The sequence below is a fragment of the Polaromonas sp. P1_G2 genome (genome assembly GCF_056405515.1).
Genome location: NZ_JBFUBY010000019.1, coordinates 1 through 24806, shown reverse-complemented (window position 1 = coordinate 24806; position 24806 = coordinate 1). Strand labels below are relative to the sequence as shown.

Annotated in this window: 22 protein-coding genes; 11 read left to right on the top strand and 11 right to left on the bottom strand. The window is 65.8% G+C overall.

The window, feature by feature from the left end:
- From AC1D0P_RS03900 to atzF, 6 genes are all read right to left on the bottom strand, one after another.
- Nucleotides 1-727, bottom strand: a 727-nt coding sequence (locus AC1D0P_RS03900; RefSeq protein WP_477675493.1) for an amidase family protein, incomplete at its 3' end; no start/stop codon positions are given.
- Nucleotides 724-933 (bottom strand): DUF4089 domain-containing protein, encoded by a 210-nt coding sequence (locus AC1D0P_RS03895; RefSeq protein ID WP_477675492.1) that lies wholly within the window; start codon nucleotides 931-933, stop codon nucleotides 724-726. The genes AC1D0P_RS03895 and AC1D0P_RS03900, both read right to left, overlap by 4 nt.
- A 5-nt stretch (nucleotides 934-938) precedes the next feature.
- On the bottom strand, nucleotides 939-1766 hold the full coding sequence (locus AC1D0P_RS03890) for an ABC transporter ATP-binding protein (protein WP_477675491.1): 828 nt from the start codon (nucleotides 1764-1766) through the stop codon (nucleotides 939-941).
- Nucleotides 1763-2599 (bottom strand): ABC transporter permease, encoded by an 837-nt coding sequence (locus AC1D0P_RS03885; RefSeq protein ID WP_477675490.1) that lies wholly within the window; start codon nucleotides 2597-2599, stop codon nucleotides 1763-1765. Before AC1D0P_RS03885 ends, AC1D0P_RS03890 begins: the two co-directional genes overlap by 4 nt.
- Before the next feature lie 5 nt (nucleotides 2600-2604).
- Nucleotides 2605-3621, bottom strand: coding sequence for an ABC transporter substrate-binding protein (locus AC1D0P_RS03880; RefSeq protein ID WP_477675489.1), 1017 nt, complete (start codon nucleotides 3619-3621; stop codon nucleotides 2605-2607).
- Between the two features lie 61 nt (nucleotides 3622-3682).
- The gene (atzF, locus tag AC1D0P_RS03875; protein WP_477675488.1) at nucleotides 3683-5437 is read right to left on the bottom strand and encodes an allophanate hydrolase; all 1755 of its coding nucleotides are present in this window, start codon (nucleotides 5435-5437) and stop codon (nucleotides 3683-3685) included.
- Between the two features lie 208 nt (nucleotides 5438-5645).
- Here atzF and AC1D0P_RS03870 point away from each other — a divergent pair, with 208 nt between their 5' ends.
- Nucleotides 5646-6353 carry a haloacid dehalogenase type II gene (locus AC1D0P_RS03870; RefSeq protein WP_477675487.1) on the top strand — a complete coding sequence of 236 codons (708 nt, stop codon included), beginning with the start codon at nucleotides 5646-5648 and terminating at the stop codon, nucleotides 6351-6353.
- A 46-nt stretch (nucleotides 6354-6399) separates the two neighbouring features.
- On the top strand, nucleotides 6400-8640 hold the full coding sequence (locus AC1D0P_RS03865) for a malate synthase G (protein ID WP_477675486.1): 2241 nt from the start codon (nucleotides 6400-6402) through the stop codon (nucleotides 8638-8640).
- A 3-nt stretch (nucleotides 8641-8643) separates the two neighbouring features.
- On the opposite strand, the gene AC1D0P_RS03860 is transcribed toward AC1D0P_RS03865, so the two are convergent.
- Nucleotides 8644-9171, bottom strand: a complete 528-nt coding sequence (locus tag AC1D0P_RS03860; RefSeq protein WP_477675485.1) for a hypothetical protein — start codon at nucleotides 9169-9171, stop codon at nucleotides 8644-8646.
- 349 nt (nucleotides 9172-9520) lie between these two features.
- Between AC1D0P_RS03860 and AC1D0P_RS03855 the strand changes: the two genes are divergently transcribed.
- From AC1D0P_RS03855 to AC1D0P_RS03845, 3 genes are all read left to right on the top strand, one after another.
- Nucleotides 9521-12121, top strand: coding sequence for a DUF1631 family protein (locus AC1D0P_RS03855; protein WP_477675484.1), 2601 nt, complete (start codon nucleotides 9521-9523; stop codon nucleotides 12119-12121).
- Between the two features lie 120 nt (nucleotides 12122-12241).
- A complete protein-coding gene (locus tag AC1D0P_RS03850) occupies nucleotides 12242-12679 on the top strand; it encodes an OsmC family protein (protein ID WP_477675483.1) in 438 nt (145 codons plus the stop codon).
- A gap of 31 nt (nucleotides 12680-12710) precedes the next feature.
- Complete coding sequence (locus AC1D0P_RS03845; protein WP_477675482.1) at nucleotides 12711-12989, top strand: hypothetical protein; 279 nt, start codon at nucleotides 12711-12713, stop codon at nucleotides 12987-12989.
- 20 nt (nucleotides 12990-13009) lie between these two features.
- Here the strand turns inward: AC1D0P_RS03845 and AC1D0P_RS03840 are convergent, their stop codons facing one another.
- The gene (locus tag AC1D0P_RS03840) at nucleotides 13010-13345 is read right to left on the bottom strand and encodes a hypothetical protein (RefSeq protein WP_477675481.1); all 336 of its coding nucleotides are present in this window, start codon (nucleotides 13343-13345) and stop codon (nucleotides 13010-13012) included.
- Nucleotides 13346-13580: 235 nt separating this feature from the next.
- Here AC1D0P_RS03840 and AC1D0P_RS03835 point away from each other — a divergent pair, with 235 nt between their 5' ends.
- Nucleotides 13581-14384, top strand: a complete 804-nt coding sequence (locus AC1D0P_RS03835; protein ID WP_477675480.1) for a spermine/spermidine synthase domain-containing protein — start codon at nucleotides 13581-13583, stop codon at nucleotides 14382-14384.
- Between the two features lie 5 nt (nucleotides 14385-14389).
- Here the strand turns inward: AC1D0P_RS03835 and AC1D0P_RS03830 are convergent, their stop codons facing one another.
- Nucleotides 14390-15793 (bottom strand): zinc-binding metallopeptidase family protein, encoded by a 1404-nt coding sequence (locus AC1D0P_RS03830; RefSeq protein WP_477675479.1) that lies wholly within the window; start codon nucleotides 15791-15793, stop codon nucleotides 14390-14392.
- Between the two features lie 220 nt (nucleotides 15794-16013).
- Here AC1D0P_RS03830 and AC1D0P_RS03825 point away from each other — a divergent pair, with 220 nt between their 5' ends.
- From AC1D0P_RS03825 to AC1D0P_RS03805, 5 genes are all read left to right on the top strand, one after another.
- Complete coding sequence (locus tag AC1D0P_RS03825) at nucleotides 16014-16205, top strand: 4-oxalocrotonate tautomerase (protein WP_436156996.1); 192 nt, start codon at nucleotides 16014-16016, stop codon at nucleotides 16203-16205.
- A gap of 14 nt (nucleotides 16206-16219) precedes the next feature.
- Entirely contained in the window at nucleotides 16220-17695 is a 1476-nt protein-coding gene (locus AC1D0P_RS03820) for an MFS transporter (RefSeq protein WP_477675478.1), read from the top strand.
- 2 nt (nucleotides 17696-17697) lie between these two features.
- Nucleotides 17698-18492: a class II glutamine amidotransferase gene (locus AC1D0P_RS03815; RefSeq protein ID WP_477675477.1), complete on the top strand. Its 795-nt coding sequence runs from the start codon at nucleotides 17698-17700 to the stop codon at nucleotides 18490-18492.
- A gap of 320 nt (nucleotides 18493-18812) precedes the next feature.
- Nucleotides 18813-21047 (top strand): TonB-dependent receptor, encoded by a 2235-nt coding sequence (locus AC1D0P_RS03810; protein WP_477675476.1) that lies wholly within the window; start codon nucleotides 18813-18815, stop codon nucleotides 21045-21047.
- Nucleotides 21048-21062: 15 nt separating this feature from the next.
- Entirely contained in the window at nucleotides 21063-22382 is a 1320-nt protein-coding gene (locus AC1D0P_RS03805) for a PepSY-associated TM helix domain-containing protein (protein WP_477675475.1), read from the top strand.
- On the opposite strand, the gene gshB is transcribed toward AC1D0P_RS03805, so the two are convergent.
- Nucleotides 22348-23304, bottom strand: coding sequence for a glutathione synthase (gene gshB / locus AC1D0P_RS03800; RefSeq protein WP_477675474.1), 957 nt, complete (start codon nucleotides 23302-23304; stop codon nucleotides 22348-22350). The genes AC1D0P_RS03805 and gshB overlap by 35 nt on opposite strands.
- Nucleotides 23301-24551 carry a benzoate/H(+) symporter BenE family transporter gene (locus AC1D0P_RS03795; RefSeq protein WP_477675473.1) on the bottom strand — a complete coding sequence of 417 codons (1251 nt, stop codon included), beginning with the start codon at nucleotides 24549-24551 and terminating at the stop codon, nucleotides 23301-23303. The genes gshB and AC1D0P_RS03795 overlap by 4 nt, the downstream gene beginning before the upstream one ends.
- Nucleotides 24552-24806: the final 255 nt, after the last annotated feature.

The window sequence follows — 24806 nt, the reverse complement described above, 5'->3', positions numbered from 1 at the left end:
CTTCAGGCCCCTGCATGAGGTCGTAGCACAGCGCCAGGTCGCGCACGGAGCGCGCGAAGGGCCCGAGGTGGTCCAGCCCGGAAATAAAAGGGTAGCTGCCGGTACGCGGCAGCCGCCCGAAAGTCGGCTTGAGGCCGAACACGCCGCACAGCGAGGCCGGCACGCGGATGGAACCGTTGGTGTCCGAGCCCAGCGCTAGCGGCACCTGGCCCGCGGCCACCGCGGCGCCCGAGCCGCCGGACGACCCGCCGGCGATGCGCGTGAGGTCGTGTGGGTTGCGGGTCGGGCCGGCATGGCTGTTTTCGGTGGTGAAGCCGTAGGCGTATTCATCCATGTTGAGCGCGCCCACCAGCACCGCGCCGGCCGCCTCCAGCCGCTGCACCAGCAGCGCGTCGGCGGTGGCGGGTGCACGATGCCGTTCGATGGCCGAGCCCGCCAGGGTGGTCACGCCCTGGATGTCGAACAGGTTCTTCACGGCAAAAGGCACGCCCAGCAGGGGTTGTGCCGCGAGGCCCGGCGAGTCGTCGGCGAGTTGCCGGTCCAGCAGAGCCGCGCGTTGCCGTGCACGCGAAGCGGTGACTTCAGTGAACGCGTTGACGCGGCCGTTGGTGGCGGCTATGTGCGCGAGACTGGCTTCCACCAGCGCGCCGGCGCTGATCTCGCGCGTGCTTACCGCATGGGCCATGGCCGTCGCGTCGCCGCGCAGACATTCGGCGGCGTTGCTCATCCGGCGGCCTTTGCGGAGGGTTCAACAGGCACAAACACCGGCGCCGGGTCGTCATGCGCATCCAGCGGCACCGCCTGCAATTGCTCTGCAAAGCCGGCGGCCAGCGCGAAGTACTGCAACACGCCGGGCCGGTGCTCCGGGCTCAGCGGCAAGTCCAGCGCGGCCGCGGCAGCGTCGACATAGGCCTCAGTTTGCGCGGGCGTCATGCGGTTCAGCGCCTGACTTCGCGCTGGAAGATTTCCAGGCTGAGTTTTTTGGTGCGGATGAAACTCGCTTCGGACAAGGTCTCCACCGTGCGCGGGCGCGCATCGCCGTAAGGCAGGATTTCGGCCACGCGTGTCGGGCGTTTGGTCAGCAGCAGCACCTGGTCGGCCAGGTAGACGGCTTCTTCGAGGTCGTGCGACACCAGCAGCATGGTGGTGCCGGTCTGCATGAAGACCTCCTGCAGCTTTTCGCGGATGAACAGTGTCATCTCGAAATCCAGCGCCGAGAACGGCTCGTCCAGGAACAGCACCTCGGGATTGGGCGCCAGCGCCCGCATGATGGAGGCCGTCTGCTGCTGCCCGCCCGAAAGTTCGTAGGGGTAGCGGTTCAGGTCGAACTTCACGTCGAAGGAAGCTACAAGTTCCGCCATGCGCCTGTCGACTTCGGCCTTGGACCTGCCTTCAAGCTTGAGCGGGTAGGCGATGTTGTCGATGGTGCGCATCCACGGAAACATGGCTTCGCGGTAGTTCTGGAAGACGTAGCCGATCTTGGTGTCCTTGAGCGATTTGCCGTCAAACAGGATTTCGCCCGCGTCGATGGGGATCAGGCCCGCGATCATGTTGATCAGCGTGGACTTGCCGCAGCCGTTGGGCCCGAACACCGAGACGATCTTGTGCTTGGGGATGTCGAGGTTGAAGTCTTCATACAGCGGCCAGCCGGCGAAGTACTTGGTCAGGCCGCGTATGGTGATGTGCGTGCCGGCCGGGCCGGGCTGGRACTCGCGCACCGGGACGTCGGCATAGACGCCGCCGGGGATGGTGAGTACTTCAGTCATCTTCCGCTCCAGTGAACAATGCGGCGCTCCGCGACTAAAAACAGGATATTCAGTGCGTACCCCAAAGCTCCCGCCGCCAGGATGGACGCGTACATGTCCTTCACATTCATGACCTGCTGCGAGTTGATGATGCGGTTGCCCAGGCCGGAGTCGGCGCCGATGAACATCTCAGCGACGATCACGATGACGAGTGCCATGGACACCGCCGAACGCAGGCCGACAAAACTCGGCTGCAGGCTTTCCCAGATCAGCACGTCCTTGAACACCTGCCAGCGCGAGGCGCCCATGACTTTCGCTGCCATCACGCGCTGCTTGCGCGCGTTGATCACGCCRTAAGCGCTGTTGAAGACCACGATCAGCAGCGCGCCGAAGGCGGCAATCGCCACCTTGTTGATGTCCGACACGCCGAAAATCATCAGGAACAGCGGGATCAGCGCCGAGGACGGCGTGGAGCGGAAGAAGTCGATCAGGAACTCCACGCTGCGATAGGCTTTTTCATTGCTGCCCAGCAGCACGCCCAGCGGCATGCCGACCGCGGCGGCGATCATGAAGGCCTGCACCGTGCGCCACACGGTGACCGCGAAGTCCTTGAGCAGCGGCCCGCCGGCCAGGCCGCTGAGCAGTGCGCCCAGCGCATCGATGGGCGGTGGCAGCAGGATGGCCTTGATGAAGCCCAGGCGCACGGCCAGGTCCCAGATGATGAAGAGCACCAGCGGGCCGATGAAGGGCAGGGCCTTGTCCAGCGCCGGCTTGCGCTGCACGGCGGCCGCCGGCGCGGCCGGAGGCGTCCAGGGTTTGGCGGGCGTCGCCGTTGTTGAGGAGGCGGTATCCATGATGTTCAACCCTTGTAGAGCATGGTGTCGACCATGAGGCKCGAGCTGAAGATGCCTTTTTCGGAGAACAGGTCGAAGAATTTCTGGAAGTGCGCCACGTCGGCCGGCGTGAACTCGTTGTACATGGTGTAGGCGGCCAGCGGCACTTCGCCGGTCAGCGGGCCTTCAATCGCGGTGTAGCCTTTGAGGTACTGGCGCGCCTCAACCGACTTGCTTCGCACATAGGCCACGCCCTTGCCGTAGGCGGCGACGAATTTCTTCGCGGCGTCGGGGTTCTTCTTGATGAAGTCCGAGGACAGCGAGGCCGAACCGCCGAACCACGGCGCCATCGGGTCGCCCAGCACGTAGCGCGCGATCACGCCGGCTTCAAGCACGCGGGTGGTGCCGTTCATGCGGCCTATGGTGCCGGTGGGCTCCAGCGTGTAGGCGCCGTCGATCTGGCCGGCGGCGAGCGCGGCCACATGCTGGCCTATGGGCAGCTCGACCACGGTCGCGCCGGTGGCGCCGCCGCGTTCCAGCACGGTCTTGGCCAGCGTCACGTTCTGGATGCCGGGGCCGGAGCCGACGCGCTTGCCCTTGAGGTCGGCCATCACCTTGGCAGGGCTGGCCGCCGGCACGATGACCTCGTCGAGCACGTTCTTCACGTTGCTGGGGTTGGAGCAGAAGATCTTGAAGGTGCCGGGCTGGGCGATTTCGCCGATGGCGATGTTGGCCGAGCCGGTGCCGTTGGCGGTGCCGTCGGCGCGGCCCGAGAGCACCGCCTCCATCACCTGTTGCGCGCCGGCGAACTTCAGCGGTTCCACATCCAGGCCGGCTTCCTTGAAGTAGCCCAGCTCGATCGCCGAGTAAAACGGCAAACCGGCCGCGATGGGCCAATAGCCGATGCGTATCTTCGGCCCGCCCTGCGCGCGCAGGATGGCGGGCATGCCCAGCAGTCCCAGCGCCGCGCCGGCCGTGGCCTTGATCAGCGTGCGGCGTGCCGGGCCGGAGGTGGCGGATAGCGGTGTGGGGACGGGCTTCATGGAATGCTCCTGCAGGTGATGGATAAGCGGTGGATTGATGGGGTGAAAGTGAATGGAAAATTCAGACCGGTGCGGCGGACTTCAGTGATGCGAGATAAGCGCGCCAGCCGCCCAGGTGTGTGATGTCCTCGGCGCCTTGCAAGGCGTGCGCCTCGCAGAGGAAGCCTTGGACGCTGCCACCGCCTTCGAGCGCCAGCGTACCTATGCCCAGCGGCGCGGGAATCAGCGCCACGAAGGAGCCGTAGTGCTGCACCGGCATCTCCCAGATTTCCAGCGCGATACCCGCGCCTTCGCCGGCCGCCACGCGCAGCAATCCCGGCTTGGGCGGCACCGTGCCGGGCAGCGCATAAAAGCGGTAGTCGGGCGCGGTGCGCGCCGGGCCGGTCAAGGTGGCTCCGCGCGAGGTCAATTGATTGTTCAGCGGCATGCCCGACAGGTGTGCACCCACGACGGCGAGCCTGACGGTGGCCGGCGGCTTGATGCCCGGCAAAGCCACGGGCGCGGGCAGTGCTTCACTCAATGCGCCCTGCGGCAAGCCGGTGGCGTGGTGGTAGCGTTGGCCGAGCTCGGCCAGTTGCCAGTCGCTGCCCGCCAGTCCCACCAGCGTGATGCCGAAAGGCAGGCCATCGGGCCGCAGGCTGCTGGGCACGGAGAGCGCCGCGTAGTCCAGCAGGTTGACGAAGTTGGTGTAGGTGCCCAGGTGGCGGTTCAGCGTGACGGGGTCTTGCTGCATGGCCTGCAGCGTGTAGTGCGTGGGCGCGGTCGGCAGCAGCAGCACGTCAATGTCTTGCCACATCGCGGCCGCCTGCTGGCCTAGCGCGCGCAATTTTGTCTGGGCCGCGTACAGGTCGGCCGCGCTGTATTGCCTGCCGGCGCCGATGATGCTGCGCACCGGCTCGATCACCGCGTCTTCATGCGCGTCGAAAAAATCGCGCACGGCGGTGTAGCGTTCGGCCACCAGCGCGCTTTCATAGAGCAGCGCGGCCGCCTCGGCCAGCGGCGCGAAATTGATGGCCACCGGCACGCCGCCCAGGGCTTGCATGCGGGTGATGGCCTCGTTAAAGGCCTGCTCGGCCAGCGCGTCGCCGCAGAAGCTCAGTGTTGAAGGCACACCGAAACGAAAGCCCGCGGGCAAGGCGGTGTCGGCCATCGCCAGCACGCGCGAGTAGGGATCCAGCGGGTCGTAGCCCATGGCCGTTTCGAGCACGCGGGCGGCCGTGGCCACGGTGCGCGCGAAGATGGAGACGCAGTCCACGCTCTGCGCGGCCGGCACCACGCCGCGCGCGCTGACCAGGCCTTTGGAGGGTTTCAGGCCCACGATGTTGTTCAGGCCCGCCGGCACACGCCCTGAGCCCGCCGTGTCGGTGCCCAGCGCGAAGTCCGCCTGCCCCGTCGCCACCACATAGGCGGAGCCGGAACTCGACCCGCCTGATATATAGGCCGGGTTGATCGCGTTGGGAACGGCGCCGTAGGGGGAGCGTGTGCCGTTGAGGCCGCAGGCGAACTGGTCGAGGTTGGTTTTGCCCAGCAGTTGCGCACCCGCATCGAGCAGCTTCTGCACCACGGCGGCGTGTGCCTTGGGGGTATAGGCAAAGGCGGGGCAGGCGGCTGTGGTGGGCACGCCCGAGACGTCGATGTTGTCTTTGGCCGCGAAGGACAGGCCGGCGAGTGCGCCGCTGTTTCCGGGGAGGAGGGATGGCGTTTTGGTGATCCAGGCTTGCGGCGCGAGCGCGCTGTCCGCGCCCGCGGTGGGCGTTGCCGGCCCAGGCGCAAGGGGCTCCGTGGAGGGATTCAATGTTGAGGAGGTGTGCACCACTTGAAGGCATCCATGCTTGTGTACAAGATGAGATGCAAGAGCTGTGCCATCCGCATGCCGCTTGTCTTGTCTCCTGCTTTAACTTCGATTTCGAGCGTGTCGGGCTCCGTTCGGAAGCATTCCCTTTTTCATTCCATATATTTAAGTCATTAATAAAACAATTTCGCGTTCATTAATCGGCGAGGCTGTATCAAATAAAGTAGGAGCCATGGAAAAAACCCGCCCCGGCTCCCCGGCTCCTTTGCGCGCCGTGCTGTTCGACGCCTACGGCACGCTGTTCGACGTCTACAGCGTGGGCCTGCTGGCCGAACAGCTGTTCCCGGGAAAAGGCCAGGCATTGGGCCTGTTGTGGCGCGACAAACAGATTGAATACACCCGCCTGGTGACCACCAGCAACGGCGGCGCACACTACCAGCCGTTCTGGGACCTCACACGCGCCGGCCTGCGTTATGCCTGCAAGCGGCTGGGGCTGGACCTGGGCCCGGGCCAGGAAGACCAGCTCATGAACCAGTACCGCCACCTGTCGGCCTTTCCGGAAAACCGGGAGGTGCTGCAGGCGCTGAAGGCGCGCGGCGTGGCCACCGGCATCCTGTCCAACGGCGACCCGGCCATGCTGGGGGTGGCTGTCCGCTCGGCCGGGCTTGAGGGCCTGCTGGACCACGTGATCAGCGTGGACAGCATCCGCAAATACAAGACCGCCCCCGAGGCCTATGCACTGGGGCTAGCAGCCACCGGGCTCGAGGCCAGGCAGATCGCCTTTGTGAGCTGCAACGGCTGGGACGCGCTGGCGGCCACCTGGTACGGCTACCAGACGCTATGGGTCAACCGCTATCAGCTGCCGTTTGAAGAGCTGGGCACGCAGCCTGTGTACACCGGCAGCAGCCTGCGCGATGTGCTCGCGCTGCCTTTCCATTGAATTGATTTGACGTTTTATTTTGGTTTCACGAAAAAAGGGACATCACATGAGCACCAGCACCGCCCCCAACACCGCGCGCACCGCCAGCTATCGCCTCCAGGTGGCGACCGAGCTTTACCGCTTCATCGAAGACCAGGTACTGCCCGGCACCGGGGTGGCGAGCAGCGCCTTCTGGAAAGGCTTTGACGCCGTCGTGGCCGACCTGGCCCCGAAAAACATCGCCCTGTTGGCCGAGCGCGACCGCCTGCAAACCGAACTGGATAGCTGGCACAAGGCCAAGCCCGGCCCCATCGCCGACATGCCGGCCTACCGCGCTTTCCTTGAAAGCATCGGCTACCTGGTGCCGCAGCCCAAAAAGGTCGGCATCACCACGGCCAGGGTGGACGACGAACTGGCGCTGCAGGCCGGCCCGCAGCTTGTGGTGCCCATCCTGAACGCGCGCTACGCGCTGAACGCCGCCAATGCGCGTTGGGGCAGCCTCTATGACGCGCTCTATGGCACCGACGTGATCGCCGAAACCGATGGCGCCGAAAAAGGCAAGGGCTACAACCCGGTGCGCGGCGCCAGGGTGATTGAATACGCGCGCTACGTGCTGGACCGCACCGTGCCGCTCAAAAAGGGCTCGCACATCGACTCGACCGGCTACGCCGTCAAGGGCGGCAAACTGGTCGTCACGCTCAAGGGCGGCAAGAAGGGCGCGGTGACCACCACGCTGGAAGACGCCGCCCAGTTCATCGGCTACCAGGGCAAGGCCTCCGCGCCCTCGTCAGTACTGCTGCGGCATAACGGCCTGCACCTGGACATCCGCATCGACCGCGACACGCCCATCGGCAAAACCGACGCGGCCGGCGTGAGCGATCTGGTCGTCGAAGCGGCGCTGTCGACCATCCTGGACCTGGAAGACTCGGTGGCCGTGGTCGACGCCCAGGACAAGGTGCTGGCCTACCGCAACTGGCTGGGCATTTTGCAGGGCACGCTGACCGAAAGCGTGAGCAAGGACGGCAAGACCTTCACCCGCGGCCTGAACCCGGACCGCGAATACACCTCGCCCAAGGGCCTGCCCGTCACGCTGCACGGCCGTTCGCTGATGTTCGTGCGCAACGTCGGCCATCTGATGACCAACCCGGCGGTGCTGTACACGGCGGCGGACGGTTCCACGCATGAAATCCCCGAAGGCATCCTGGACGCCGTGGTCACCACCACGATCGCCATCCACGACCTCAAGCGCAAGGGCAAACCCGGCATCAAGAACTCGCGCAAGGGCTCGGTCTACATCGTCAAGCCCAAGATGCACGGCCCGGCCGAGGTAGCGTTTGCCGCCGAACTCTTCAGCCGCGTCGAAAAAATGCTGGGCCTGCCGGACAGCACCGTCAAGCTCGGCATCATGGACGAGGAACGCCGCACCAGCGTCAATCTCAAGGCCTGCATCGCCGCCGCTTCCAGCCGTGTGGCTTTCATCAACACCGGCTTCCTGGACCGCACCGGCGACGAGATGCACACGGCCATGCATGCCGGCCCCATGATCCGCAAGGGCGACATGAAGGCCAGCGCCTGGATTGCCGCCTATGAAAAGAACAACGTGCTGGTGGGCCTGTCCTGCGGCCTGCGCGGCAAGGCGCAGATCGGCAAGGGCATGTGGGCCATGCCCGACCTCATGAAGGCCATGATGGAGCAGAAGATCGCCCACCCCAAGGCCGGCGCCAACACCGCCTGGGTGCCCAGCCCCACGGGCGCCACGCTGCACGCGCTGCACTACCACCAGGTCAAGGTCAGCAAGGTGCAGAAAGAGCTCGAAAAGACCAGCGCCAGCAAGGAGCGCAACGCCCTGCTCAACGGCCTGCTGCAAATCCCCGTGACGCGCACGCCGGCCTGGAGCCTGGAGGCGAAACAGCAGGAGCTCGACAACAACGCCCAGGGCATCCTGGGCTACGTGGTGCGCTGGATAGACCAGGGCGTGGGCTGCTCCAAGGTGCCCGACATCCACAACGTCGGCCTCATGGAGGACCGCGCCACGCTGCGCATTTCGAGCCAGCACATGGCCAACTGGCTGCTGCATGGCGTGGTGACAAAAGCGCAGGTCAAGGAAACCTTTGAACGCATGGCTGCGGTGGTCGACAAGCAGAACGCCGGCGACGCGCTGTACAAACCCATGGCCGGTAACTTTGAGACCTCAGCCGCCTACAAGGCTGCTTGCGACCTGGTCTTCAAAGGCCTGGAGCAGCCCAGCGGCTACACCGAGCCGCTGCTGCATGCCTGGCGCTTGAAGGTCAAGGCCGGGACGGCCTGACGCTTAAAGCTCGCCGGCATCCACCAGCTGCCGCTGCCTGATCACGAGGCGCAGGCTGGGATGCCCCGGCCGGCCCGAGCGGAACAGCATCACGTCGGCGGCCACGCCGGCCCACGATGCGGTGTCGGGCGCCGTGCCAGGCGCGGCGCCGAAGGCCGCGAGTTCCGGGCCCAGCTTCGCGCGCAGCGATTGCAGCAAGGCTGTCTGTGTCCGGCCCAGCGCTTCTTCGGCGCCGGGGCCGGAGACGGGGTTGAGCAGCACGAGGTCCATCTGCGCGAGTTTCTCGTGCGCAAAAAACAGGGTCTGCTCGAAATGCGCGTCTTCGCACAGCGCGTCGGGCACGCGCAGCGAACCCAGCGCGCCCGATGACAGGCGCCGCGGCGACCTGACGGGCTGCGCATCCGCGAGGGTTGCCGCGACCTGTTCCTGGCTCATGCCCAGCAGGGCGGTGTTTTCCAGCACGGTGTGGGACCAGGCGCCGGAGCTGAGCCACAGCGCACCGGCCAGCAGCCATTGAGGCCGAAAACCCAAAAAAATAGGCCCAAGTGACGCCAAAACACGCTCCGGGGAAGGGGACGGCCGTCCGGGCGCCAAAAGTGTTGCGCCAAACCGACCTTTACAAAGAAGCGCCGATCTTACAAAAAACCCTCCTCCAAGCGTGCATTCGGGGCATTTAAGCGGCAGCTTGCGCTGCGTTGAGGGAAGAGCGCCGCAGGAATCATATGTGTGCAGGCGAAACCAAGTGAAACACTTTGCAAGCGTCCCGATGGAAACACGGTTGGCCTTTACGCTAGACATCTCTCTGGCCCCCCGGCACGTATGGTTGCAAGCTGGCTGGCTGAGCGCTCTCACCTCATATTTCCGGAAATCCTGGCTCCAGATGGCTTCGCAACCTGACGTTCTTCAATCCTGCCTCCAGTCGGCAGCCACAGCGGCGCGGCCGGCTTTGGAAAAGTGCATGGAGGATGCGGTGGCGGGCCTGCAGGTGGGCGAGACGCAGAGCATGAAAGTGGCCGAACGCGACGAACTGGCCACGGCCTGGCGCGAGTTGCTGAAAAACAAGCCCGCCTGGGCCCAGCAGTACCCGGCCGACCTGATGGTCCATTTCAAGGCCAATGCGGCCGCCGCGGCGCAGGCGGCGCGGGCCCCCGAATCCTCTTCCGGAGAACAGCCGGCCGCGGCCTCCTCCAGCGCTTTCGCAAGCCTGACGCACGCCAGCTTCTCGCTCGTCGACGACCGGGACGTGTCGAAGGCGATCGAGTCTTCACGGCTGCTGCAGCTGGTGCTGCCGGCCGTCGACCAGGTCCTGGCCGAACTCAACAAGCTGATCAGCACGGTGCAGGGCCTGCCCAACGTGCGGCCCGAACTCAACCCGCTGCGCCCCGAGGTTTTCGCACAGACCCTGCGTGAGATGGCGGTGGCGAGCAAGGCCGAGCCGGCGGTGGTCTCGCTGTGGCTCAAATACATGGCCGACCCGCTGGGGCGTGAGCTCAAGCGGCTCTATGAACGGCTGGTCAACCAGCTTGAACTCGCCAACGTGCAGGGTGCGACCTACCGCGTGCTGCAGACGCCGGCCAGCGTGGGCCGTGGGCGCGGGCAGGGCGGCAACGGTTCGAGCGCGGCGGCTTCCGGATCCGGCGGCGGTGCCGGGGGCGGCGGAAACGGCGAAGGTGCCGGTGGTGGCGCTGAAGGCGGCTTCGGTGAGGGTGGCGGCAAGCCGGCGCCGCAATACGCCGACCTGTCCAACTACGAAATACGCGACGAACTGTTCCAGGACTTCCTGTTCCACGGCGGCAGCAATGCCCACCACGGCCTGACGCCCTCCTATTACGAGACCGTTGAGGAAGAACTGGCCGCCCTTCACGCCGCGCCCGACTCCGGTTCCGCGCCGCTGGCCGAGTCACGCCCCGGCTACCTGTCCGACTATGAGGACATGCCGGCCGTTGATCGCCCGCAGCGCCTGGTCGACGAGCGCAGCCAGCTCAGCTCGCAGGTCTGGGGTTCGTATGCCAAGCCGCGGGAACGCGCCATTGTGCGCACCCAGCTCAAGAAGGAGGCCCGCCAGGTCGGCCAGGTGCTGGGCCTGGAGGTGGTGCGCAAACTGGTCAACCAGGTGGCGCAAGACCCGCGCCTGCTGGTGCCGGTGCGCGAGGCCATCGTAGCGCTGGAGCCTTCGCTGCTGCGCCTGGCCATGGTGGACCCGCGATTCTTCAGCGACGAAGGCCATGCCGGCCGCCGCGTCATGGAGCGGGTGGCCCAGCGCAGCTTCAAGTACAACGACGAATTCAGCCCCGAGTTCCTGGCTTTCTTCGAGCCGGTCACGCGTGCCTTCAACGAACTGAACGGCCTGACGATCGAAGATGCCCAGCCCTTCGGCATGGCGTTGGCCGCGCTGGAATACGGCTGGGACGAGCAGGACCAGCTCGAGGCGGAAAACCGCAACAACGTGCTGCAGGCCCTGCGTTTTGCCGAAGAGCGKCAGACCCAGGCCGACCAGATCGCGTTTGAACTGAGCACGCGTTCGGACCTGGACAAGGTGCCGGGCCTGGTGCTCGATTTCCTGTTCGGGCCCTGGGCGCTGGCCATGGCGCATGCCAAGCTCGCCGATACGCGCAACCAGATCGACCCCATGGGTTTCGGCTCGGTGGTGCCCGACCTGCTCTGGAGCGTCAAGCGCGAGGTCACCCTCAAGCGCCCGGCCAAGCTGATCGAAATGATTCCCAGCCTGCTGGCCAAGCTGCACGAAGGGCTGGACCTGCTGGGGCAGGACCCGCGCGAGAGCGAGCCGTTTTTTGAAGGCCTGATGAAGCTGCACCGGCCGGTGCTCAAGCTGCGCCGCCTGAAAAGCCAGCGCGATGCCGAAGAGTCAGGCGTGGCGCCGCTGGACTCCGGGTCCATGCCGCTGGAACCCGAAGAACTCCCGGCCACGCCGGAGCAGCGCCGCGCCAAGGCCGCCGCCCATCCCTGGCTGGCGCGCGACGAACTCGATGCGGCGGGCTTTGAAGACACGCTGCCGACAGTGCCCGGCGAGCTCATGCCGCTGGAAGAAGAACACGAACAACCCGCTGCCGCCGCGGTGCAGGCCGCGCAGCCCGTCGAGGAAGAGGTCGATTCTTCCCATGCCGAACTCCTCGCCGAGCAGGAGGCTTCCGCCAATGCCGCGCCGGCCCTGGCCCAGAGCGATGCCGAGCGCCTGCTGGCGGGCCTGCGGGCCGGCCATTGGGTCGACCTGTACTCGCGCCGCCGCTGGCTGCGCGCGCAGCTGATCTGGGCCAGCACCCGGGGCACGCTGTTCATGTTCGTGAGCCACGGCGGCCAGCCGCATTCCATGACCAAGCGCAGCTGCGAACGCCTGCTCCGGGAGCGCCTGCTCAGGCCGGTCGACAACCAGGGCGTGGTGGCGCAGGCGCTGGACGCGGTCGCTTCGGAAGTCGCGTCCCAGACGGCGCCGGCCAGCCAGGCCGAGCCGGAAACCGCGTAAACCCCCCGGTTCTGTAGGAAGCGCCCCGCGTGCCGCACGCGGCGCTGTCTGACGCCCCCGCGCACGCCCGGCGCGCACATTGATGAATTCGCTTTCATCTTTCATCTTCAAGGGGCTGCCATGATTGAAAAAACCGCTTCCGTTCACTGGGAAGGCGCCGGCAAAAAAGGCCAGGGCCGCATCAGCACCGACACCGGCGCGCTCAAGAGCTATCCCTACGGCTTCGGCAGCCGTTTTGAAGACGACCGCAGCGGCACCAATCCGGAGGAATTGCTGGGCGCGGCCCATGCGGCCTGCTTCACGATGGCGTTTTCCTTTGCCTGCGACAAGGCCGGTTTCGCCACCAGCTCGATCGATACCCGGGCGCAGGTCCGGCTGGTGCCGCAAGGCGACGGTTTCCTGATCGACCGCATCGCGCTGACGCTGGAGGCCGCCATCCCGGGTATTGAAGAGGCGAAATTCCAGGAGCTTGCCGAGGGCGCCAAGAAGGCCTGCCCGCTCTCTAAGGCGCTGGCCGGCGTCCCGGAGATCACCCTCGTGGCCACGCTGCGCACATAAGCCTCACGGCTACACACCGGACTACACATCCATGAGTGCCAAAACCAATTTCTCGTTTGAAGTGCAGTATGTGGAAGGTACGGCCGCCGGCAAGGGCGAACGCGACGGCGTGATGGCCTCGCTGGGCCCGTCGCTGCAAGAACTGTTTGCGGCAGGCGACCCGTCAGCCACCGTGACGGTGAGCGACAGCCACAAAGGCGGCGACAACAAGATCATCGAACTGGTCACCACGCTGCCCGACGGCGAGATCGCCGGCATCCTGCAGGCGTTCTCCGGCCGGCATGGCGTCACGGTCAGCGCGCTGGAATAAGGTTGTGCGGCCGGCCGCGATCAGGCTTGCCAGACCCCATAGCCCGCCTCACGCAGGCCTATGCCCAGTTCGACCTCCATGTCGCGCGCGGCGTCATAGGGCATGGGGTTGTACATCTCGTAAAGCCGGGGCAGCAGGCGCACACCGAAATCGCGCGCGAAGCGGTTGGACTGGATGCCTGCCTTATGCTTGTCGAAACGCACGTCGGGGTCCAGCCCGGTCATGCCCACGTAGACAAAGGGTTTGCCCAGCTGGTAGTCCGGGTTGGCGCGGCGAAAGCGCGCCACGTCCCAGACCTCGGGCGCAAGCTCGATCACGTAGACGCTGTAGTGGTGGCCGCGTTGCCTGCTTGCCATGGCCGTTTTTTACGCCGACAAGCGCGGCGGCGCAATCATTGCTGCCGGCCGGTGCCTGGGTGAAAGTGCTGCTGAAGCCATAGCCAATTGTGACCGAGCCCGCCAATACAATGAAGGACTTTGCGGTCCCCACTCAACCGTCTTCCGGAACCTGCCGCATGCCTTTGACTTTCTGCGCTTCCCGTCTGTTCAGCCTTTGCCCGGCGCGCGCATGACGCCGTGGCCGAGCCTTCCCGTGCTTGCGCCCGGCGAAACCGGCGCGGCCGCGGGAAGCACTCCCGTGCAACGTTGCCCCAAACCTTTTGTGCGTGATGACGGAACGGCCCGCTCGCTGCATTTCACGATGGGCGAGCTGCAAAGCCGGATGAACCTGCTGAGCCCCTGGCAACTGGACGTGGACTACACGCGCACGATGATGGGTTTCCTGCTGTTCAAGCCCGCGCCGGCGCGTATGGCCATGGTGGGGCTGGGCGGCGGCTCACTGGCCAAATTCTGCTACCGCCAGTTGCCGGACTCCCGGATCCTGGTGGTGGAAATCAACCCGCACGTGATCGCCCTGCGCGCCGACTTCCAGGTTCCTGAAGATGACGGTCGCTTCCAGGTGATTGAAGCGGATGGCGCGGTGTTCGTGGCCTCGCACACGGGCACTTTCGACACCTTGCTGGTCGACGGCTTTGACCATGAAGGCCAGCCTGCCCAGCTGTGTTCGCAAGGCTTTTATGACGATTGCTTCGCGGCGCTGGCGCCCGGCGGTATCCTGGCCGTGAACCTGCACTACGACGACCCCGACTATGCCGTCTGGGTTGGGCGTATCCAGCGCAGCTTTGGCGGCAACGCGGTGGAAATCTGTGCGCTTGAAAAAAGCAACTGCATTGTGTTTGCTTCACGCGGCGCCGCGATCTCACCGCGCCGCATGAACCCGGCCGCCAGCCTTCGCGGCCTGGATGCCGAAGCGCGCCTGCAGCTCAGGCAAGAGTTCGCGCGCATCGTCTGGGGTATGAAGGACCTGGAAGGGGTGGACAAGCTGGAAGGAGCTTGACGCTTTCAGCTTGAAGCGGCGGTCCCTGCACCCTGCTGTGTGCCGGCATGGCCTTCGGTGCTGTCCTGCGTCTGTGCCTGTATTTGCGATGGTGCCTGTGGGGCGCTTTCCACAGGCTGAAGCCAGCTGCGCGAGTTCACCAGCAGGTGGATGAAATGCAGCTTGCCGACGGCTTCCGCCGGCAGCACGAAAGGATAGAAGTCGGGCTGGCCCATGCTGCGCGACATCTCGTTGAGCATGGTGGTCAAACGGGTCCAGTGGTTGATGAAGCCCAGGAACTGCTCGGCATCGGGGTGCTCGGGCTGGTAGAGCGCGTCCAGCGTGAAGGGGGTGAACTCCAGGTCGAAGCGGTCCACGCTCAGGCCGAAGCTCAGCGCGGTGTCGATCGTGTCGCGCATGTGCAGGTAGTGCGCCCAGCACTCGGCCCAGTCCTCCCACGGATGGGTGCTGGCGTAGGCGCTCACGAAATGCAGGGGCCAGTCCGCGGGCGGGCCTTCGTCGTAATTGCGTTGCAGGCTGGCCTTGTAGTCCAGCGTTTCATCGCCGAAGAGCTGGTGAAAGCCCTCCAGCCAGGGCGTGCCGGCCACCAGGCGGTCCCAGTAGTAGTGGCCCACTTCATGGCGGAAATGCCCGAGCAGGGTGCGGTAGGGCTCGCGCATGGCCTTGCGCACCGCCTCGCGCTTGGCGTCGTCGGCTTCGTCGATGTTGAGCGTGATCAGGCCGGTGTTGTGCCCGGTCATGATGTGCGGGCCGTTGACCGGTGAACGCAGGAAGTCGAACATCAGGCCGCGTTCCGGATCCTCGCTCATGCGCGACGCGACCGGCAGTCCGAGCAGGATCAGCGAGGACACCAGCCGCCGCTTCGCCAGCTCTATGCGTCCCCAGAGGTAGCCGTTGTCGGGTTGCTCCGGATTGGTCAGGTCGGGAATCGTGCGGTTCAGCCGGCAGGCGCGGCACATGTCGGCGGGGTCGTGCTCGTCCACCAGCCAGTTGCAGGAGGAGGGGGTGGAGAGGTTGAGGCAGCGTTTGTAGGTCGGCTCGCCGTCGTCCGTGTCTTCTTCGGTGGTTTGGGGGGTAGCGGCTTCGGCGGGTGGCGCCGCCTCGGTCGTGGCGGCGCCCGGCGCGGACTCCTGGCCGGGAATCGCCTCGAGCCGGGGTGGCTGTGTGTCGTCGGGCGGCGGCGCGGCTGGCGCGGCGCCCGCCTGCCACTCGCGCCAGGTCCCTTCGCGCGGCCCCGGCATCAGCGGCAGCAGCAGGCCGCGCTCGCAGTCGTAGCCCAGCGGCGTGTTGCAGGCCAGGCACTTGCTGTTGCGAAAGAAAACCGGCTGCCCGCACTGGCAGCGGTAGTTGCGGCCCGCCAGCAGGGGAAGGGGCGGCTCGGTGGAAGGGACGGAGGTGGTGAGAAACAAGTGTGGCCCGGATGAAGCCCGCAGGCATGGGTGCGGGACGCCCAGAGGAAGACCAGTGTCCCATGGTTTGCCGTGCGGGCCTGCGGCGGCAATCCCCGTGCGCCTGTCAGCGCAGGCCGACAAGCCAGCGGCCGCCGCCTGCTTTTACGCTTGCTTTTATCATCGGGTATTCACGCGCCCCTCGGCAATCCCGCCGCAAGCGTTTCATCCAGAGGAAAACATGCCCACGTACCACGTCGAAATGATGGAAGGCCGGACCATCGAGCAGAAGAAAAAGCTCGTCGAGGCCATCACCCGCGTCAGCGTTGAAATCCTGGGCGGCCAGCCCGACTCGGTGGACATCCTGATCACCGACGTCAAGCGCGAGAACTGGGCCACCGGCGGCAAGCTCTGGTCCGAGCCCAGGGATTGAGCCCGGGTTCGCGCGTGCCCGCTTCCCTCGCCGACCTGCAGGCGCGGCACGGCCCGCGCTATCGCTGGCTGCTGCTGCTGTCGGTCATGATAGGCACGATGGCTTCCATCATGTCGTCGACCATCGTCAACGTGGCGATTCCCGACATGAGCCACCACTTCACGCTGGGGCAGGAGCGCGCGCAATGGGTGAGTTCGGGCTTCATGGTGGCCATGACCGTTTCCATGCTGACCACGCCCTGGCTGCTGGCGCGCTACGGCTACCGCCGAACCTATGCGGGCACCATGCTGCTGCTGATGGCCGGCGGCATCGTCGGCGGCCTGGCCAACCATTTCAGCCTGGTGCTGGGCGCGCGCGTGGCCGAGGGACTGGCGGCCGGCGTGGTGCAGCCGATTCCCGCCATCATCATCATGCGAGCCTTCGGGCCGCATGAGCAGGGCCGCGCCAGCGGCCTCTTCGGCATGGGCGTGGTGCTGGCACCCGCCGTGGGGCCCAGCATAGGTGGCGTGCTGGTCGATTTGTTCGGCTGGCGCTCGATTTTTTTCATGGTGATCCCGCTGTGCCTCCTCTCGCTATGGATGGCCTACCGCTATGTGCCCGACACCGCGCCGGGCGGCGTGCCGGCGAACCGCAATACCGCCATGATCGACTGGCGCGGCCTGTTGCTGGGCGCGGTGGGCACGCTGTGCCTGCTCAACGGCATGGTCGAGTTGCACGGCACCGGCGGCGCGCGGGCGCTGGTCTTGTTGGGTGGCGCGGTCGCCGCGCTGGCAGCCTTTGTCTGGTGGCAGCGCCGCCTGGCCGCCACGGGCGGTGCGCCGTTGATGAACCTGGCGCTGTTCGGCTACCGGCCTTTCGCCATGGGCAGTATCGTGGCCTTTATCTATGGCACGGCCTTGTTTGGCTCGACCTACCTGCTGCCGGTCTACCTGCAACTGGGCCTGAATCTGTCGGCCTCGCACGTCGGTACTATCCTGCTGCCCGCCGGCCTGGTGCTGGCCGCCACCATCGCCGGCGTGGGCCGACTGGCCGACAAACACCCGACCTGGCTGCTCGTCAGCACAGGGCTGGCGCTGCTGGCTGCTTCGTTCGCGCTGATGCTCACGGTGAGCCTGGCCTCGGGCCTGTGGATGCTGGTGGCCTGGGCCACGCTGGGCCGCATCGGCCTGGGTTTTATCCTGCCATCGTTGAACCTGGGTTCGCTGCGGCCCTTGCATGAGCATTTGCTCTCGCAAGGCGCGAGCGCCATCAATTTCTTGCGCATGCTGGGCGGTGCGATCGGCGTGAGCCTGTGCGGCATCGTGCTCGAGTGGCGGCTCGCCGCGCATGGCGATTCCCTGGCCAACAGCACCAGCAGCCCGGCGCGGCTGGCGGCTTTCAACGAGGCATTCCTGATGCTGGCCGCCCTGTGCCTGCTGGCCATGGTGGCGGCCTGGCAGCTTCGCGTGCCTGTGGCCGGCATCTCCAACGACGAACAGAAAGCAGGCTGACCATGTGCCAACTCCTGGGCATGAACTGCAATGCGCCCACCGACGTGACCTTCAGCTTTCGCGGTTTCGCACAGCGCGGCGGCCACACCGACCACCATGCCGACGGCTGGGGCATCGCTTTTTTTGAAGGCGACGACAGCGTGGCCGGCGCCAGCGACAAGGGCCTGCGCCACTTTGTCGACCACCAGCCGGCCTGCAGCTCGCCGGTGGCCGAGCTGATCAGCCGCTACCCCATCAAAAGCCGCAACGTGATCTCGCATATCCGCAAGGCCACGCAGGGCCGCGTTGCGCTGGAAAACTGCCACCCCTTTGTACGCGAGCTCTGGGGTCGTTATTGGGTGTTCGCGCACAACGGCGACCTGAAGGACTTTGCGCCGCGCCTGCACGGCAGCTTCCGGCCCGTCGGCACCACCGACAGTGAGCGTGCTTTCTGCTGGATCATGCAGGAGATGGCCAAGTCGCATGCGGGTGTGCCCAGCGTGAAGGAACTCAGCATCACGCTGCGCGAGCTGGCCGCGCAGATCGCCGGCCACGGGACGTTCAACTTCCTGCTGAGCAACGGCCAGGCGCTGTGGGCGCATGCCTCCACGAATCTTTATTACGTGGAACGCAAGCACCCCTTCGCACATGCCACGTTGAGTGATGAGGATGTGAGCGTGAACTTCGCCGAGCACACGCGCTCCACCGACAAGGTGGCCGTGGTGGTCACGGCACCACTGACCACCAACGAAACCTGGACGGCGTTCGCGCCGGGCGAACTCAAGGTGTTTGAGGACGGCGCACTGGCCGCGGCCTAGCTTCGCGGCTGGGACGAGCGACGGCCATGCCCTCGCCGCGCAGCGCCGCACGGTCACCACATAGATGCTGTCAAAGTCGCCGCCTTTCCGGTGCGGCACGGCGTTCGGCTGGCGCCCCATTTCGCGCAGTGTGGCCTTGCGAGCTTGTGCCGGGCTGAGCCCCGGCCGGCCGGCGCGCATGGTGAATGACATGTATACATATCGTTGTGGCGCCGCAACGAAATCCGTCGAAGAAATGACGCAAGGAGGCTGTGGGCAAGAGGATTTGGTGATTAAGGTAATAATAATCATTCTCATTTAAAACACCTTCGGTCCCAACCATGCCCTCATCGCGTTTTCTCCTGACACCCATCGCAACCGCCGCCACCCTGGCCCTCTGGCTGCCGCTGGTCCATGCGCAAACCGCCCCCGCGCCGGAGTCCGGTACGCCAACCGCGACCTTGTCTACCGTGACCGTCAATGCCAGCGCCGATGCTTCGGCAGAAGGCCTCACCAAGCCGTTTGCCGGCGGCCAGGTGGCGCGCGGCGGGCGCGTTGGCATCCTGGGCAACCAGGACATCATGGAAACGCCGTTTTCCAGCACCAGCTACACCAACGAGCTGATCCAGGACCAGCAGGCCAAAAGCGTCGCCGACGTCCTGCTGAACGACCCGTCGGTGCGCGCGGCCCGCGGCTTCGGCAACTTCCAGGAGCTCTACATGGTGCGCGGCTTCCCCGTGTACTCCGATGACGTGGCTTACAACGGCCTCTACGGCATGCTGCCGCGCCAGTACATCGCGGCCGAATTCCTCGAACGCGTGGAAGTCTTCCGCGGCGCCAACAGTCTCCTCAACGGCGCGGCGCCCGGCGGCAGCGGCATAGGCGGCAGCATCAACCTGCTGCCCAAGCGCGCCCCCAATGAACCGCTGACGCGAGCCGGCCTGAGCTATCAGAGCGGCGGGCAGGCTTCCGTATCGACCGACATCGCGCGCCGTTTCGGCCCCGACCAGGCCACCGGCATCCGCCTGAACGCGGTGAAGCGCGACGGCGGAACCGGTGTCGACAACGAAAAAATGAATCTCACCGCCATAGGCGTCGGCCTGGACTGGCGCAGCAGCAATGTGCGCATCTCGGCCGACATCGGCCACCAGGACTACGCGCTGACTGGCGGCCGCCCGAACGTGACGCCGTCGGCCTTGCTGCCGATTCCCGCCGCGCCGGATGCCAAAAGCAATTTCGCCCAGCCCTGGACCTCTGCCAAGGAGCGCGACACCTTCGCCACCGTGCGCGCCGAAGCCGACTTCAACAGCGCCATCACCGGCTGGGTCGCCGGCGGCCTGCGCAACAGCTGGGAAGGCAACGACCTGGCCAACCCGACCCTCACCAACGCCGCGGGTGCCACGACCGGCACACGCTTCAGCAACACGCGCGAGGACAAGATCACCACGCTGGAAGCCGGCCTGCGCGGGAAGTTCAGCACGGGCAGCATAGGCCACACGGTGGTCGCCTCCGCCGCGACGTATAAAAACGACCGCTACAACGCCTTCGCGTTCTCCGCGGCCAGTGTGACCAGCAACATCTACACGCCGGTCGCCTCGGCTTTCCCGGTAGCCAACAGCGCCGCCCCCGGTTTTGTCGGCAACAACCTGGCCAGCCCCGCGCTGCAGGCCAAGACCGAGACGTCCAGCCTGGCCATCGCCGACACGCTTTCGTTCGCGAAAGACACCGTGCTGCTCACGCTGGGGGCCCGCAACCAGACCATCAAGCAGCAGACCTTCGCCTACAACACCGGCGTCGCCGCCGCGCCCATCGAAAGCAGCCGCACCACGCCGGTCGCCGGCATCGTCTTCAAGGTCAACAGCAACTTGTCGCTCTACGGCAACTACATCGAAGGCCTGGTGCCCGGCAAGATCGCCCCGTCCACCGTCACCATCGCCGGGGTGGTGACGCCGGTGACGAACGCCAACACGGTGTTCAAGCCCTTCCACTCCAAGCAGACAGAAATCGGCGCCAAATACGACGCCGGCACCTTCGGCGGCAGCGTGGCCCTGTTTGAAACCAACCGCCCGCTCGACGGCACGGTGGGTACTACCTACGGCGCCTTCGGCGAGCAACGCAACCAGGGCCTGGAGTTCTCGGTCTACGGTGAGCCCATGCGCGGCCTGCGCCTGCTCGGCGGCCTGACGCTGCTCGATGCCAAACAAAGCAAGACACTCACCGGCGCCACCGACGGCAAGGATGCCATCGGCGTGCCGCGCCAGCAGCTCAACCTCGGCGCCGAATGGGACGTGGCCGGCGTGCGCGGCCTGGCGCTCAATGCGCGCGTGATCCACACCGGCAAACAGTACGCCAATGCGGCCAATACCCAGGAGCTGCCGGCCTGGACCCGCCTGGACGTGGGGGCGCGTTACATCATGGATATCGGCAACGGTCGAGCCCTCACGCTGCGTGGTCGCGTCGACAACCTGCTCAACAAGTCGTACTGGGCCTCGGCCGGCGGTGCCTCGCCCACTGACAACTACCTGGTCATGGGCGCGCCGCGCACCTTCGTCGTGAGCGGCAGCATCGACTTCTAAAAAGGTTTTTCCGCCATGCGAACCCTCTGGGCCGTCCTGCATCGCTGGATGGGGCTGTCCACCGCGCTGTTCCTGATTGTCTCGGGCCTGACCGGCGCCGTCATCTCGTGGGACCACGAGATCGACGGCTGGCTGAACAGCAAGCTCTATGACACCGAAGCGCGCGGCCCTTTCCGCGACCCCTTCGAGCTGGCCGCCGCCGTCGAAGCCCACGACCCGCGCGCGCGGGTGGCCTACCTGCCGCTGGGTTTCGAGGAAGGCCATGCCGCGGGCTATTTCGTGCAGCCGCGCAAGGACCCGGCCACCGGCCAGCCCTACCAGCTCGGCTACAACCAGGTTTTCGTCGACCCGGTCACGGCCCAGGTGCGCGGCAAGCGCGATTCCAACGCGGTGTCGTTCAAGCCCGAAACCTTGATGCCTTTTTTACGCAAGCTGCATTACACGCTGCATGTGCCGGCGATGTGGGGCAGCGACCGCGTCGGCCACTGGATCATGGGCGGCATTGCGCTGGTCTGGTTGCTCGACAGTTTTGTCGGCTTCTACCTGACGATGCCGCGCCGCCTGCGCAAGCGCGCCGGCGCCGAAATCGTGCCGCACCGTGACCCGGCCAGCTGGTGGTCGCGCTGGAAACCCTCGTGGCTGCTGCGCTGGAAGGCCGGYGGCTACAAGCTCAATTTCGACCTGCACCGCGCCGGCGGTTTGTGGGTGTGCGGCCTGATCATCGTGGTGGCCTTCACCTCGTTTTCGATCAACCTGAACCGCGAGATATTTTTCCCGCTGCTGTCCATGGTGTCCAAGACCACGCCCGGTCCCTCCACGTTGGTGCCGTTGGCGCCGCTGGGTGCGCGCATCGAGCCGAAGATTGGCTTCGTCGAAATCGTCGGCATCGCCCGGGCCGAAGCCACACGCCGCGGCTGGACCACCACGCCGGGCGGCGTCTTCTACAACCAGCGCGGCGGTTTCTACAACGTCTCGTTCTTCGACCACGCCACGCATGACGACAGCGACGGCATGGACCTGTCCAACCTCTACCTGAGCGCTGAAGACGGCCGCCTGATCAGCAGCAACCAGCCCTGGCACGGCACCGCGGCCGACGTGTTCGCGCAGCTGCAGTTGCCGCTGCACGGCGGGCGCATCCTGGGCCTGCCGGGCCGCATCATGATGTCGCTGATGGGGATGGTGGTGGTGATGCTGTCGGTGACCGGCATCGTGATCTGGTGGCGCAAGCGGCGCTCGCGCGTGCTGGCGGCCCGCCGCGAGACGCAGGGCGGCCCCGAGGAGGCGAAGGCAGCGAGGCCGCTCAGCCTTTCAGCGCAGCCTCCAGCGCATCGATAAACATCGCCGCGACGTCAAAGCCGGCCTGGTCATGGATTTCCTGGAAGCAGGTCGGGCTGGTGACGTTGATTTCGGTCACGTAGTCGCCGATCACGTCGACGCCGGCCAGCAGCAGGCCGCGCGCGGCCAGCACCGGGCCCAGCGCCTCGGCGATTTCAAAATCGCGTTTTGACAGCGGCTGCGCCACGCCCAGGCCGCCGGCCGCCAGGTTGCCGCGCACCTCGCTGCCCTGGGGAATGCGCGCCAGGCTGAAGGGCACGGGCTTGCCGCCGATGACGAGCACGCGTTTGTCGCCCTTGGCGATCTCGGGCAAAAACTTCTGCACCATCACGCTTTGTGCGCCGTCACGGTTCAACGTCTCGGTGATGCTGCCCAGGTTCAATCCATCTTCCTTCACACGGAAGATGCCCATGCCGCCCATGCCGTCCAGCGGCTTGAGGATGATGTCCTTGTGTTCGGCATGAAAACGCTTGATGTCGGYCGCGCTGCGCGTGACCAGCGTCGGGCCGCTGAATTGCGCGAACTCCAGGATGGCGAGCTTTTCCGGGTGGTCGCGCAGCGCGCGCGGCTTGTTGAAGACTTTGGCGCCTTCCCGCTCAGCCTGTTCCAGTAAATGCGTGCTGTAGAAATATTCGCTGTCAAAAGGCGGGTCCTTGCGCATGACCACCGCGTCAAAGCCCGCGATGGCTTCGCGCGCGTCGGGTCGCGCGGCATCAGCCGTGAACCAGGTGTCCGCATCACCCGTCAGCGTGATGTGGCGCACCTGGGCCGTGACTTTCGCGCCGGTCTGCCAGCTCATGTCCGCCGGCAGGCAGGCGCTGACACGGTGGCCGCGCTTTTGCGCCTCGCGCATCATCGCGAAGGTGGTGTCCTTGTAGATCTTGAAGGACTCAAGCGGATCTGCGACAAAAAGAATGTTCATGGTTTGGAAGGGGTTCGGGTGTCTGCTGGGGCCGTCCCGGACGGGGATTCGCGGCGCTGCTGGCCGTATTGTTGTACAAACAGCGCCAGCGCGCCCGCCACCACACCCCAAAAGGCCGAGCCCACACCGGCTATTACCACGCCGGACAAGGTGACGAGAAACGTGATAAGGGCCGCCTCGCGGTGCGATTCGTCTTTCATCGCCGCCGCCAGCCCGCTGCCTATGCTGCCCAGCAGCGCCAGCCCCGCGATGGCGACCACCAGCTCCTTGGGGAAGGCCGTCAGCAGGCCGGTGATGGCCGCGCCGAAGATGCCGATCACGATGTAGATCGCGCCGCACGAGACGGCCGCCGTGTAGCGCTTTGCCGGGTCTTCATGCGCTTCCTTGCCCATACAGATGGCGGCCGTGATGGCGCCCAGGTTGAGCGCGAAGGCACCAAAGGGCGCCAGCACCAGCGTGGCCAGGCCGCTCAGCGTGATGATTTTGGAGATGGGAATGCCGCCGCCGGCACTGTCCGGCCCATAGCCCGCCGCGTAGATGGTTGCCACACCCGGCAGGTTTTGCGAGGCCATGGTCACTACAAACAGCGGAATCGCCATGCTGACAATGGCCGCGAAACTGAACGTCGGCATGGTGAACACCGGCATCGCAAAAGAAAAAGCCACTTCAGACCAGGCCAGTTGCCCGCGTGCGGCCGTAAAAACAATCGCCCCAGTCAGCGTCAGCACCACGGCATAGCGCGGCAACAGGCGCTTGCCCAGCAAATAGATCGCCAGCATCAGCAGCACCAGCGGCAAGGCCGTTTGCGCCGCCGCGAAAGCCTGGATGCCGAAGCGCGCCAGCACACCGGCCAGCAGCGCCGAGGCAATCGCCACGGGAATGCGGTTCATGGCTTTTTCAAACCAGCCGGTGATGCCGAACAGCGTGATCAGCGCGGCGCTGACCATGAAAGCGGCCACCGCCTCCCCCATCGAGAACCCACCGGCCAGCCCGGCCGTGGCCAGCACCGCCGCACCCGGCGTGGACCAGGCCACCATCACCGGTTTTTTGAGCCACAGCGAGGGGATCACCGAGCACACCCCCATGCCGATCCCCAGCGCCCACATCCACGACGCGATTTCGGCTGGTGTGGCGTTGAAGGCCAGCGCGGCCTGGAAGACGATGGCCACCGAACTGGTGAAGCCGACCAGCACGGCCACAAAGCCTGCGGTGAAGGCTGCGAGGTTGAGGTCTTTGAAAAATTGCATTTGGGGATTTTGGCAGGGGTTGGGGTGGGGTGCCGGGTCTTGCGCCGGCTGTCCGCGCTCCCTCTGTGCTCTCGTCTAAGTTCTGCTGGCCGGGGGTTGCCCGGCGGCAAGTAACTTTCTTTTGCTTCGCCAAAAGAAAGTCACCAAAGAAAAGGCGACCCGCAGTCTGGGTCCCCTGCGCTTCGCTACGGGGCAACCTGCGGTGCTCGACTACGGCGGGGTCTCGCGCAAACTCGCCTTCGGCTCAAACAAGCG

Excerpts from the sequence above, each read along its gene's own strand:
- AC1D0P_RS03895 (WP_477675492.1), bottom strand. The coding sequence starts at position 933 with ATGACGCCCGCGCAAACTGAGGCCTATGTCGACGCTGCCGCGGCCGCG.
- AC1D0P_RS03870 (WP_477675487.1), top strand. The coding sequence starts at position 5,646 with ATGGAAAAAACCCGCCCCGGCTCCCCGGCTCCTTTGCGCGCCGTGCTG.
- AC1D0P_RS03865 (WP_477675486.1), top strand. The coding sequence starts at position 6,400 with ATGAGCACCAGCACCGCCCCCAACACCGCGCGCACCGCCAGCTATCGC.
- AC1D0P_RS03850 (WP_477675483.1), top strand. The coding sequence starts at position 12,242 with ATGATTGAAAAAACCGCTTCCGTTCACTGGGAAGGCGCCGGCAAAAAA.
- AC1D0P_RS03845 (WP_477675482.1), top strand. The coding sequence starts at position 12,711 with ATGAGTGCCAAAACCAATTTCTCGTTTGAAGTGCAGTATGTGGAAGGT.
- AC1D0P_RS03840 (WP_477675481.1), bottom strand. The coding sequence starts at position 13,345 with ATGGCAAGCAGGCAACGCGGCCACCACTACAGCGTCTACGTGATCGAG.
- AC1D0P_RS03825 (WP_436156996.1), top strand. The coding sequence starts at position 16,014 with ATGCCCACGTACCACGTCGAAATGATGGAAGGCCGGACCATCGAGCAG.
- AC1D0P_RS03815 (WP_477675477.1), top strand. The coding sequence starts at position 17,698 with ATGTGCCAACTCCTGGGCATGAACTGCAATGCGCCCACCGACGTGACC.
- AC1D0P_RS03810 (WP_477675476.1), top strand. The coding sequence starts at position 18,813 with ATGCCCTCATCGCGTTTTCTCCTGACACCCATCGCAACCGCCGCCACC.
- AC1D0P_RS03795 (WP_477675473.1), bottom strand. The coding sequence starts at position 24,551 with ATGCAATTTTTCAAAGACCTCAACCTCGCAGCCTTCACCGCAGGCTTT.